The organism is Undibacterium paludis (assembly GCF_022568815.1).
Taxonomy (GTDB): domain Bacteria; phylum Pseudomonadota; class Gammaproteobacteria; order Burkholderiales; family Burkholderiaceae_D; genus Undibacterium.
In genome coordinates this window covers 969,820-982,289 of record NZ_JAKZHX010000001.1, presented here as the reverse complement: position 1 = coordinate 982,289, position 12,470 = coordinate 969,820, and the positions used below count along the sequence as shown (strand labels likewise).

Annotated in this window: 9 protein-coding genes; 4 read left to right on the top strand and 5 right to left on the bottom strand. The window is 55.0% G+C overall.

Annotated features, from left to right (window positions below):
• The first annotated feature begins 119 nt into the window (after positions 1-119).
• The gene (locus tag LZ463_RS04305; RefSeq protein ID WP_489686075.1) at positions 120-767 is read left to right on the top strand and encodes a YcbK family protein; all 648 of its coding nucleotides are present in this window, start codon (positions 120-122) and stop codon (positions 765-767) included.
• A gap of 121 nt (positions 768-888) precedes the next feature.
• Here LZ463_RS04305 and LZ463_RS04300 read toward each other — a convergent pair whose 3' ends face one another.
• Together LZ463_RS04300 and LZ463_RS04295 are read right to left on the bottom strand one after the other, a co-directional pair.
• Positions 889-3,639, bottom strand: coding sequence for a M16 family metallopeptidase (locus LZ463_RS04300; RefSeq protein ID WP_241454171.1), 2,751 nt, complete (start codon positions 3,637-3,639; stop codon positions 889-891).
• A gap of 126 nt (positions 3,640-3,765) precedes the next feature.
• Complete coding sequence (locus LZ463_RS04295) at positions 3,766-4,590, bottom strand: D-hexose-6-phosphate mutarotase (protein WP_241454168.1); 825 nt, start codon at positions 4,588-4,590, stop codon at positions 3,766-3,768.
• Positions 4,591-4,744: 154 nt separating this feature from the next.
• Here LZ463_RS04295 and LZ463_RS04290 point away from each other — a divergent pair, with 154 nt between their 5' ends.
• Together LZ463_RS04290 and LZ463_RS04285 are read left to right on the top strand one after the other, a co-directional pair.
• Positions 4,745-5,155 carry a SirB2 family protein gene (locus LZ463_RS04290; RefSeq protein WP_277623925.1) on the top strand — a complete coding sequence of 137 codons (411 nt, stop codon included), beginning with the start codon at positions 4,745-4,747 and terminating at the stop codon, positions 5,153-5,155.
• 20 nt (positions 5,156-5,175) lie between these two features.
• Positions 5,176-6,717 carry an amidase gene (locus LZ463_RS04285; protein WP_241454167.1) on the top strand — a complete coding sequence of 514 codons (1,542 nt, stop codon included), beginning with the start codon at positions 5,176-5,178 and terminating at the stop codon, positions 6,715-6,717.
• A gap of 19 nt (positions 6,718-6,736) precedes the next feature.
• Here LZ463_RS04285 and LZ463_RS04280 read toward each other — a convergent pair whose 3' ends face one another.
• Positions 6,737-8,329: a GMC family oxidoreductase gene (locus tag LZ463_RS04280; protein ID WP_241454166.1), complete on the bottom strand. Its 1,593-nt coding sequence runs from the start codon at positions 8,327-8,329 to the stop codon at positions 6,737-6,739.
• 145 nt (positions 8,330-8,474) lie between these two features.
• Here LZ463_RS04280 and LZ463_RS04275 point away from each other — a divergent pair, with 145 nt between their 5' ends.
• Entirely contained in the window at positions 8,475-9,512 is a 1,038-nt protein-coding gene (locus tag LZ463_RS04275; protein ID WP_241454165.1) for a helix-turn-helix transcriptional regulator, read from the top strand.
• A 21-nt stretch (positions 9,513-9,533) separates the two neighbouring features.
• On the opposite strand, the gene LZ463_RS04270 is transcribed toward LZ463_RS04275, so the two are convergent.
• Both LZ463_RS04270 and LZ463_RS04265 read right to left on the bottom strand, forming a co-directional pair.
• Positions 9,534-11,870, bottom strand: a complete 2,337-nt coding sequence (locus tag LZ463_RS04270) for a PAS domain-containing sensor histidine kinase (protein ID WP_241454164.1) — start codon at positions 11,868-11,870, stop codon at positions 9,534-9,536.
• Between the two features lie 29 nt (positions 11,871-11,899).
• Entirely contained in the window at positions 11,900-12,367 is a 468-nt protein-coding gene (locus LZ463_RS04265; protein ID WP_241454163.1) for a thioredoxin family protein, read from the bottom strand.
• Positions 12,368-12,470: the final 103 nt, after the last annotated feature.

Below are 12,470 nucleotides of genomic sequence, written 5' to 3'. Positions count from 1 at the left end.
CATCAAACGCAAAATTGCCGGATGAAATGTAAGTGGCTGTTACAGTCCACTAAGTATTTGCAATACGATAAGCGATCAGATGTACACTAAGCTGGTTTTTTGAGAAGCAAAATCAGAACATGATCATTACACGCCGACAGTTGTTGAAGAAGGGGCTCTTGCTCGGTACCGCTGGCCTTGCCGCCCAGCACGGGATGTTGCGGGCCGCACATGCCAGTGACGGCAGCAAATCTGCAGCACCGACCCCGCCGCCAGAGTTGTTTGATTCCCAAGCCCTGGATATAGAATTCTGGGTCAAACCCAGGACCCTGGATCTGATACGCCCGGCTACCGGTGAGCGTAGCAAGCTCCTGTACTGGAAAGACGGCGAAGTCCTGGAGCCGGCCTATCAGCAGTTATGCCATATGTTGCGTGACGTTAACGGCAAACAGACTGCTCCCATGGACCCCAAGCTGCTCGAAACCCTGTGGGCCACCCAGGCCTATGTGGCCAGGTTTGGCATGACTCGCCCGCTGGAGATCCTGTCCGGTTACCGCACCCAGGCATCGAACCAGCGCCTGATAGAAGAGGGCGTGCCGGCAGCCCGCAAATCCCTGCATATGGAGGGCAAGGCTGCTGACATACGCATCCCCCATCTGCATGAAGAAGTGCTTGGTGAACTGATACAAAGCTTCCGCCAGGGTGGTGTCGGTTTTTACTACCGTCAGTCCGCGCAGGGGGGATGGATACATACGGATACCGGCTTGCAGAGAAGCTGGAAAGGTTGAACACCTGGCCAGGCCGGCAACAACCCGGACATGTCATCACGGTAACAAATGAAAAAGCCGGAAATCCAGGATTTCCGGCCTTGTGCTATATGAAATTACCGTGTGCTCTTACTGCATGAAGCTATTTGCCTGCACCCGATTTTGCCTTGGCCTCATCCCCGGCAATGAAAGTGCTCATTTTTGCCGGATCGATATAACGCCGGAAGGCATCATTTACCTGCCCCAATGTCAGCGCCTGTATCTTGTCATCCATGGCTTGTGACCAGGCCCAGTTGCGTTTGAGGTACAGATTGTTGTTCCAGCCGCTGGCGACGGCGCCGTCACTGGTACGGCCTTGTGCTCGTTGCTGCAACAGGCCGGATTTGGCCTTGCTCAACTCATCTGCGGTAAAGCCGTCTTTCAGTGCGTGGGCCAGTTCTTCCCTGATGGCGATTTCAAGTTTCTCCATATTCTGTGGTGCAGCAGTTGCATTGATGCTGAAGCTGCCGACAGGATCAATTTCACCGGCGGTCAGGCTGGAACCGCCGCCATAGGACAGGCCGTCTTTTTGGCGTATGCGCTCCATCACACGTGAATTCATACCGGCACCACCGCCAAAAATATAGTTGGCTACCCGCAGGGCCGGGAAGTCGGCATCATCTTCACGCAGGCTCAGATTCATGCGACTGAGGAATACGGCATTTTCCTTGTCCGGCGTATTAAAGGTTTTGCGTACCACAGGCACCTCAGCGCGCTTGGCAACCAGGCGTGAATAAGGCTTTTTGCTGGTCCAGCCTTCAAAGACCCTGGCGACAGTTTTTTTGGCGGTATCCACATCAAAATCGCCGACGATGGACAGTTCCCCTTTGGAAACACCATAAAAATCCTTGTGGAAGGCCTTGACGTCTTCCAGTTTGACCGAGCGCATGGCATCCAGCATTTCATCAAGTGTCAATGCAGCACGGATATCATCCTTGGAGTAAGAGCTGAAGTGCAATGCCATGGCGCGGCTGGCGACGGCAGATGGTTCATTGCGGGTCGCTTCCAGACCGACCAGGGCTTTTTCCTGCATTTGCTTGAATTCGCTTTCAGGATAGTTGGCCTCCTTTAAAACGTGGGCCACCAGTTCCAGTGCTGCCGGCAGGTTTGCCCTCGTGGTCTGGAAGGAATACAGGCCGCCGCTCATCTTCAGCTTGGACATTTCATCGGCCAGCTGGGCACGCGTGTATTTGCTGGTTCCGGTTCCCAGCAAGCCGCTGGCAAAACCCATGGCGCTGGCTTTGCCAGCCAGGGTTTTTTCATCACCCCAGTGCAGGTTCAGTGACACATTGACGGTTTCTCCGCGGGTTTTTTTCGGCAGCAGGGCCAGTTGCAGATTGCCTATGGTGCTGACCTGCGTACGCTTGTCTATGTTTGCCGGGGAAGAATCAAACACTTCTGCACTGAGTGTGGCAGTTTTGGGTTTGAAATCCTTCATCGCCTCGGCAATGCCAGGTGCCACCGGGATGTCGGTGCGTTGTGGCTGGTCTTCCGGTATGAACATGCCTATGGTGCGGTTATCACGCACCAGGTAACGCCTGGTCGCTGCGTTGACGGCTTCAGCACTGACGTTTTTATTGTCATCCCTGTCCTTGAACAGGTAGCGCCAGTCCCCCATGGCGATGTATTCCGACATGCTGATGCCGATGGATTCATGGTTGTTGAGCAGTTTTTCATAGGAATTGTCATTGTCGCGTTTGATACGCTCCATTTCTTCTGCCGTCGGCGGCTTGCTCTTGAACTCTTCTATGCCAGCCAGCAGGGCTTCTTTAGCGGCTTCCACCGAATCACCCTTTTTCACGACGGCGCCGATAATGGTCAGGCCCGGCTCCACATAGCCTACGCTGCTGGAAAATACCTGTACGACCTTGCCTGTTTCTACCAGCTGCTTGTGCAGACGCCCATGCGGGGCGTTGGTCAGTACGCTGCCGACAAAGCCGAGAGCGTCACGGTCCGGGTGCAAACCGGCAGGTACCTTGTAGGCAACCATGACGATCTGTATATCACCTGTGCGGCGCACGGTGAAACTGCGCTCGCCGTCCTGGGTCGGCTCTGTGGTCCAGAATTGCGGTAGCGTGCGTTTTGGTTTGGCAATCTTGCCGAACGAAGCATTAATCCATTGCAAGACCTTGTCCTGTTCAAATTTGCCGGCAACCAGCAGCACGGCATTGTCGGGCTGGTAGTACTGGTGGTAAAAAGCTTGCAGGTTCTCAATCTTGACGTTTTCTATGTCGCTGCGGTTACCGATGGTGGAGTTGCCATAGTTATGCCAGTCAAAAGCCACGCTCTGCATGCGCTTGAGCAGGACGGCAAACGGTGAATTTTCACCACGCTCATACTCATTGCGGACCACGGTCATCTCGGTATCCAGATCACTCTTGGCAATATTAGAGTTGACCATACGGTCAGCTTCCATCTCCAGTGCCCATTTCAGGTTGTCGTCACTGGCCTGGAACAGCTCATAGTAATTGGTACGGTCCAGTGAAGTCGTGCCATTGAAGCGCATGCCGCGTTTGTTGAATTCTTCATCGACCTTGGCATGGGTGGGCGTACCCTTGAACAGCAGGTGCTCAAGCAGATGCGCCATCCCGGTTTCACCATAGTTTTCATGACGTGAGCCGACCAGATAGGTAATGTTGACAGTGACGGTAGGCTTGGAAGCATCGGGCATCAGCAAGACGCGCAGGCCATTCGGCAGCCGGTATTCGGTAATACCCTCAACACTGCTTACCTGGCTGATGCCTTTGGGCAAGGTATCAGCCAGCGCTGCCGGTGCGGTAAACAGGAAGACGCCACCCAGCACCAGGGCGCGCAATACCGGTGCCAGTGTCAGGCCAGAGCGTAGTTGTTGCATAAATTCTTTCAGTCTTGAAGAGTAAACAAGGTGCAATAAATAAGTACAGCAAGTGCAAAAAACCAAAGCCTGGAGAGTGAGACTGTCCAGGCAGGATTGTGACTATGTGTTAAATGTATAAAATTGTCAATTGCCTGTGGCAATGACTTCCAGACGCTGGCTGCCACCCCAGCTTTCACCTGGTATCAGACTGACGGGGCGCAGGATAGTTGCAGCTTCCACGCACAGCATGCGCTGTTCGCCGCCGCTTTCCAGGTCGCTGATTTTGGCGGCCCCGGCACCGGGGTTCCACACCACGGCATCGGCAAAGCCGGTGCTGTGTATGCGGGTAGTCTGGTGTGGCTGGTGCAGTTCCAGTGTTGCCGGTACTGCGCCATAGATACGGTCTGTTTCGCCATGGATGCGCAAAGCAGCATCGCTTTCCAGACAATGATCGGCGCCGCTGACGGTGTCGCGGTAATACAGCCCTTGCAGGCCGTGCAGGCTGGCATCGGCAATGTTGTTGACAGCCAGGTAGGTATGCAGCGCGGCCGAGAAACTGAAATTGGTGTCGCCGGTATTGTCGATATCGAGCTCCAGTTGCAATGAGTTACCAGCCACACTGATGCGCAATTGCGCGCGGAAGACATGGGGCCAGATGCTGAGGCGGGCAATGTTTTCTTTCAGTTCATACACTGCTTCTGCCGCACCATTAAGGGTTTGGCCAGAATGTAGCAGCTTCCATTCAGAAGTGCGGGCAAAACCATGCTTGGGCAGAGTGCCCTGGTTGGAAAATTGCGGGAACACCACGGGCACGCCGCCACGTATGGCCACGCCATCCTGAAATGCGCTGGCACTGCTCATGAATAACTGTTCTGTTCCACCGGCAGGTACCCATGAACACAAATGCGCCCCTTGACTGGCAATGCGGGCGCTGGCGCCGTCTTTGGATTGAATGCTGAGAAAATTCATGCAGGCTGACTTTCAAAAGATGTCGATACATGAAAGTGTAATGGATTTAAGTCAACGGCCTCTGAAACCCTCACAATAAATTGTCTGCACAGCATGCTTGGCTCTTTTACATGACTTTCGGGTAGTATTACAGACACAGAAAATTCTGCTACTCATGTCAATACCCCCTTTATTTAACACCATGTCCATCAATTATCTTGCCATCAAACACCTGCATATGACTTGCGCAGCCCTCAGCGGCAGTCTCTTTGTCTTGCGCGGTATCTGGAAGATGCGTGACTCAGCCCTGATGAACCAGCGTTGGGTAAAAGTCCTGCCGCATGTGATTGATACTGTCTTGCTGGCTTCTGCACTGAGTCTGGCTTTCATCAGCGGACAATATCCCTTCCAGCAAAACTGGCTGACGGCCAAACTGCTGGCCCTGCTGCTGTATATTGCCCTGGGTACGATTGCCATCAAGCGCGGTAAAACCCCGGCAATCAGGCAGCTGGCTTTTTTTGCGGCGCTGCTAACATTTGCCTACATCATCAGTGTCGCCCTGACGCGTCAGGTTGTCCCATTCTGATAGAAGAAAGAAACCACACCATGAAGTTACGCCTGCTTGGCCTGGCCCTGATCACAGCCTTTCCTTTGATATTGCCGCATTCTGCGTGTGCCAGTGACGAATTGCATGAACTGGAGCAGGACTTAAAGAACGGCAAACTGACAGCGCAGCAGATCGTTGAACTGTACGAAGCCCGCATACAGGCACAGAACCCGGCGATACAGGCGGTAATGCTGCAAAATCCGCAGGCAAAGGCAGACGCCATGGCAATCGACCAGCAACAGGTCAAGCAGGGCAGCCTGGCTGGCTTGCCCATCCTGCTGAAAGATAATATCGCTGCACGCGGCATGGTAACAACGGCCGGTTCGCTGGCGCTGGCAGATAACCGGGCGCAGGAAGATGCCCCCCTGGTCGCCCGCTTGCGGGCAGCAGGCGCCATCATCATGGGCAAGGCCAACCTCAGTGAGTGGGCGAACCTGCGCTCATCGCAGTCCACCAGTGGCTGGAGCAGCGTCGGCGGGCAGGTCCGTAACCCGTATGCGGCAGACCGTAGCCCCTGCGGTTCCAGTTCGGGTTCCGGTGCGGCGGTGGCGGCACGCCTCATACCCGCAGCAATAGGCACTGAGACCGATGGCTCCATCGTCTGCCCGGCATCCGTGAATGGCCTGGTCGGCTTAAAGCCCACCATAGGCTTGGTCAGCCGTACCGGCATTGTCCCACTCAGTCACAGCCAGGACACGGCCGGGCCGATGACGCTGACAGTGCGTGACGCTGCCATGCTGCTCAACGCCATTGCCGGTAGCGACAAGCAGGACCCGGCTACACGCCAGGCTGACAAGCGTCGTGCCAAAGATTACACCAGGGGTTTGCAGACGACGGCATTAAAAGGCATGCGTCTGGGTGTGGTACGCAAGCTCGTCGATGGCTATGACGCCGACACCAAAGCCTTGTTTGACAAGAGCCTGTCCATCCTGGTTGCCCAGGGTGCTACCGTAGTAGACCAGATAGAGTTGCCGCATCTCGAAGACCTCGACAAGGATGAGCTGACGGTCCTGCTGTATGAATTCAAGGCTGATCTCAATACCTATCTGGCGGCAACGCCGGCTGTGGTCAAGACCCGCAGCATGGCCGAGGTGATCGCCTTCAACAAACAGCATGCAGATACTGTCATGCCCTATTTTGGCCAGGACTTGATGGAACAGGCAGAAGCGACCGGCGGCCTGAAAGATGCTGCCTACAAACAGGCCAGTGCCCGTGTCAGACAGCGTGCAGGCAAACAGGGCATCGATGCGGTGCTGAAAAAATACCGGCTGGATGCGCTCATTGCGCCCACCACCGGTACAGCTTGGCCCATCGATTACAAGGCTGGCGACGTGGTGGAAGGCAGCGCCAGCAGTCCGGCAGCCGTTGCCGGTTACCCGCACCTGACTGTGCCCATGGGGCAGGTGCGCGGTTTGCCGGTGGGACTGTCCCTGTTTGCCGGCGCGTGGAGCGAGGCCAAACTGCTCAACATGGGCTATGCCTTTGAACAGGCAAGACCAGCCTTGCCTGCACCTTCTTTGTCAGTCATGGTCAGTAAATAAACTGCAAGATCAAGGGGGCTTACCGGGCCATTCTGATCATGTCGGCCGCCTTTTCACCTATCATCATGGTCGGCGCATTGGTATTGCCGCCGATCAGTGTCGGCATGACAGAGGCGTCGACAATGCGCAGCCCCTGCATGCCGTGCACCAGCAGGCTGGGGTCAACCACAGCCATATCATCGACACCCATCTTGCAGGTGCCGATGGGGTGGTAGACAGTATCGCAAGTCTGACGCAAGATTGCACGTATCTCGTCGTCAGTATGCACATTAGCAGTCTGGAAATCGCTGGTGCGTGCTGCCGCCAGGGCTGGTGCATCCATCAGCTTGCGGGTCAGCCTGAAGCCTTTGACCATGGCTTCGATGTCATCCGGGTGTTCCAGAAAACGCGGGTTGATCAGCGGCGCCGCCATGGGATCTTTGCTTGCCAGAGTCAGTTCACCAACACTCTTGGGGCGTAGCAGGCAGACATGGCAGGAATAGCCATGGCCCAGATGCAGTTTGCGCGCATGGTCATCGAGCATGGCCAGCACAAAATGCAGTTGTATGTCAGGTGCGGACAGGTTCGGGTCGGTTTTCAGAAAGCCGCCGCCTTCTGCGCCATTTGATGTCAAGAGTCCGCGCCGCTGTGTCTGGTAACGGCGGAACTCCCTTATCATGCGCAGGCTGCCACCGGCAGAAATGCCAAGCAGGTCCAGACTTTTGGCGCGGTACTTGAAAACAAAGTCCGGGTGATCCTGCAAATTCTGGCCTACACCAGGCAGCGCATGCACCACAGGTATGCCCATGGCCTGCAATGCCTTGCCGTCACCAACGCCAGACAACATCAGCAGTTGTGGTGTCTGGAAGGCGCCGGCTGCCAGCAGGACTTCACGTCTGGCTTTCAAGGTCTTGATCTGGTCGCCCTGGCGATATTCGACACCAACGGCGCGCTTGCCTTCAAACAATATACGTGTCACGTGGCAGCCGGTTTCCACCTGCAGATTCTGCCGTTTGCCCAAGTGCGGATGCAGGTAGGCGCGGGCTGCTGTCCAGCGTTCGCCGTTGTGCTGGGTGACCTGGTAAATGCCTACACCTTCCTGTTCTTCGCCATTGAAGTCAGTATTGATATTGAAACCGGCCTGGCGTGCCGCCTCCAGGTAAATTTGCTGGAAAGGGTTGTCACTGCGCAATTCACTGACATGCAGCGGACCATTCTGCCCATGATAATGCCCGCCATGGGTTTCATTGTTTTCAGAACGTTTGAAATACGGCAAGACCTCATCAAAGGACCAGCCCTGGTTGCCCAGGGCTGCCCACTGGTCATAGTCCTGCTTGTGGCCGCGTATGTACACCATGGCATTGATGCCGGACGAGCCGCCGAGCATCTTGCCGCGCGGCTGATAGCCGCGCCTGCCGTTCAGACCTGGTTGCGGTACCGTTTCAAAAGCCCAGTTATTGAGTTTTGTCGGCAACATGGCAACTACGCCGGCGGGGGTATTCACTACCCAACTGTCGCCCTTGCCGCCAGATTCCAGTATGGTGACGTTCAGATTCGGGTCTTCGCTAAGACGTCCGGCCACGGCACAGCCACCGGAGCCGCCGCCGACCACAATAAAGTCAGTTGTTGTCATGTTGTCTCAATGTTATGTCTGATTTTTATGATATTGCCGAAACACTGGCTACAGTGTACGGTTATGCAGATAATAATCCTCAGTTAAACCGAAAGTAAGGACATTTACTGCCATCTTGCAGGCTGAGACTTTGAGGCGATGAGCGATGAACAAGACTTTGCAAAAACAGGTTGCACCAGTATTGTCGGTGCAGGACGCCGTGTTCCCGGCGCACCCGTTTTCGGGTTTGCTGGCGATAGGTCGTGAGCGCGACTGGCATTTGCATAGCCTGTTCCCGGCGCTGGCGCTGAATGCGGATGGTTTTCCGGCGCAGAACCTGCGTTTGAGTTATATCCAGGCCAGGGAAGCTTTCTTGCAGGCCCGCCGTCAGGGTGGGGCAGACCTGGGTATCCTGTCAGGCGCACGTAAGTCGTTGCCACAACTTGGTGCCATGGCCAGCGGCATGCGGGCGCAGGAATCGCTGTCCCAGGCCATGCAGTTCGGGCTGGAATATCAGCTGATTGCCGGCGCCATGGTGGAACTGGTGCTGGAGCCGGGTGAAAAGACTTCCGTGCTGAGCGCACGTCCCCTGTTTGATGATGTGGAATTACAGGATTTTCTGGATGCTGATCATCTGGCCACTGCCATCAATGTCAGTCGCGCCCTGTGCGGCTCAGCCCTGCAACTGGAAAAAGTAGAGTTGCGCGGTAATCGCCAGGCGAGCCGCTCGGTGGGCGAAGATTTCTTTGGGTGCCCGGTCAGCTATGGGGCTGATGTCAGTCGCATCATCGTCAGTAACAGCGTGTTTGACACCATCTTGCCAGCGCCCGATCCGGCACTGGCGCAAACCAGCAAAGAAATTTGCGACGCCGAACTGGCTGCCATAGGCTTGAGCGGCAAGCAAAGCCTGCTGCGCAAGCTGGTCAGTCTGCAATGTGAAAACCAGAGCGTGCCTGAACTCGCCAGTGTACTGGGCATCAGCCCGCGCTCTTTGCATCGCCTGCTGGTACGCGAAGGCTGTTCGTATTTTCAGTTGGCCGAAAGCCTGCGCATGGAAAAAGCCCGTCATTATCTGCGCAACACCAGCCTGAGTCTTGATGACATTGCCGAACAACTGCACTACTCGGACAGCCGCAGTTTCCGCCGTGCCTTCAAACGGGCGGTGAACCTGACACCTTCTGAATTCAGGCAACAGGCAAACTGAGCCATGTCCCGGCTTGCCGGCTCAACGGTAAACGTCAAACTCAAACCAGAACGTCGTGCCTTCACCGAGTGCGCTGGCAAAGCCGATTTGTCCATGCATTTTTTCCAGCATGGCCTTGGTGATGGACAGACCCAGGCCAGTGCCGCCCTTCTGGCGGGTGTCAGTACCGTCGGCCTGGGTGAAAGGTTCAAACAGGTGTTCCTGGAATTCCGGTGCGATACCGGCTCCCTTGTCGCGCACCTCAACCCGGTAGCGTGGTCCCTTGCCCATCACGCGCAATAGCACGACCTGACCTTCGCGCGAAAATTTTGCTGCGTTCGAAATCAGGTTGGCCATGACTTGCATCAGCCTGTCATGGTCCGCCAGTATCCAGGCCTGCTGCGGATGATTGTCCAGCACCAGGCTGACCTTCAGCGAGGCAGCGTAAGACATGTTCGATTCTATGGCGGTCTGCACCAGGGCCACCAGGTCCAGGGGTTCTGATTTGAAGATCATCTTGCCACTGGCCAGCTTGTCCATGTCGAGGATGTCATTGACCAGGGTAATCAGGCGTTTGCTGTTGTTGTGGGCGATGCGTATCAGGTGTTCAGCCTGTTTGGGCAGGGTACCGCTGACACCGGATTCGAGCAGGCTCAGTGAACCGCGTATCGAAGTCAGTGGCGTACGCAGTTCATGGCTGACGACGGAAATGAATTCGGTCTTCAGACGATTCATGCGCAAGCGGTCGCTGATGTCCATGGCAAAAGCCACCCATTCACGCTCGGAATTTTCAAGGTGGCTGAGGCCAACCAGAATGGGCAGGCCGATGTTTTCACCCTGCTGCAGCATGATTTCAAACGGTGCCGTGGTGCCTGTGTTGATCAGTTCGCGGTAAGCCTGCTGGCATATCTTCAAATCCTGCTGTGACAGCAGAGTGTCCCAGGCGTTCTTTTCTTCCGTCAGCAGAAAATCACGGTCGTACCCGCTGAACTGGATGAAGACATCATTGACGTCAAGTATCTGGCCCGTGTCATTGCCCTGTATGATGCCGATCAGGCTGGAATTCATCAGTCGCTGCAGTCGCTGCTCGCTGGTGCGCAAGGCGTCAAGTGTCATCCTTTGTTCGGTGACATCTTCTATCATCCAGACGGCGCCGCGCACGTAGCTTTCGGTCGGCAAGGCGCGGCCGGCAACCCGGCCAATGAAACGCTCACCATTGAAACGGCGCAATTCCCATTCGAGTTCTACAGGTTCATCTGCCAGCAGACCAGGCGTTACTCGTTCACCAAAGGCCTGGTAATCCTCTTGTCCCTGATACAGGAATGTGGTTTCCACACCTATCATGGATTTCGGGTCGGGGAAGCGGCATAGTTCGGCCAGTGCCTTATTGGCCCTGACGATCACGCCGTTACTGACGAACATAATGCCGACCGGTGCATTGGTGATCAGGATTTCCAGTTCACGCGCCAGCTCTTTGTAACGGTTTTTGTTGGTTTCCAGCAGTTCCTGGTTCTGTCTGAGCATCTCCTCGGTCTGCTTGCGTTCGGTGATGTCGATGTGGGTGCCGACCATGCGCAGGGGTTTGCCCCTGCCATCCCATTCGACGATGCTGCCGATGGACATGATCCAGCGCCATTCACCAGCCCTGTTCTTTTGCCGGAATTCCGCATGGTAATCGCTGTTGCCCAGGCTTTTGGCGTGCGCCTTGTAAGCCTGCTTGAGATTCTGAACATCGTCGGGATGAACTGCACTACCCCAGAAATAATCCCAGAATTGTTGCGGGCTGGCGAAATCAGTCTGCAGATAACCTATCATGCGCGTATATTCAGGACTGAAATTACCTACCCCGGTTTGCAGATTGATGTCGTACAAACCCTGGTTCGAGGCTTTCAGGACCAGGCGGCGCTGGCGTTCGGCCGCCAGCAATCTTTGTTCGGTCAGTTTGCGTTCTGTATTGTCACTGAGAAAACCATGCCAGAGCACACTGCCATCGGGCAGCCGTTCCGGTGTGGCATCACCAACCACCCAGCGGTCAGCTTTATCGGGCGAGATGATGCGGTATTCCTGGTGCCAGGGGGTGAGGTCAGCGAAAGACAGGCGCACGCCGGCGATCATCTTTGGCAAGTCGTCCGGATGTATCCTGGAAAACAGGATGCTGGCGTCCTCACGCAAACTGTCTGCCTTGACGCCAAAAAATTCTTCAACGGCATCGCTGGCATACGGCAGGCAAAAACGTCCGTCAGGATAACGCCGGTATTGATAGAACATACCGTTGAGGCAACGTGAAAAATTGGATAGCAGGGTATGGCTACGCCGCAATAAGGTCAGCTCATCCTGGTTGACTGGATGGCTGTCTTGCATGACGGGAAGCTCGGACATGCCTGGAAATCCTGTTTATTTCGCTTGTCTTATTTGTAGAGGGCGGTGATCTCGTCAAAGAAATCGTATACGCCTTGCTCACTCATTTTGCGGGCATTCGACAGTTCACCGCCCTTGGAAGCAAACAGCACACTGTTGTCTGGTCTCAGCAAAACCGCAGCCGGGATACCCTTCTTGATAGGGTTACCATAAAAATCGGCGAGTTCCTTGTTCTTGTCGAACTGGCCCACATTCACTTTGACGGTGATGAATTTGCTGGCAAGCAGGGCTTCGTTTTTGCCATGCATGGACTTGTCCAGTTCCAGGCAGTCCTTGCACCAGTTCGCGCCAAAGATAACCAGTACTTTTTTATCAAGTTTTTTTGCTTCAGCCAGGGCCTTGTCTATTGCTGCCTTGGCATCGGCGTTTTCATCATAAGGTTGTGGTGGGACAGCGTTGACGAGGGTGACGCTGAAGGCCAGGGCAAGCGCAAGCAGCAAGGAGAGTATTTTTTTCATATTCAACACCAGAAAAAAGAAAGAAATCGGCAATAAGCTTATCTTAGCTTAAACAGGTAGGTGCTGTTATCCCTAGTTAACATGTGCTATATTTTTACTGTAT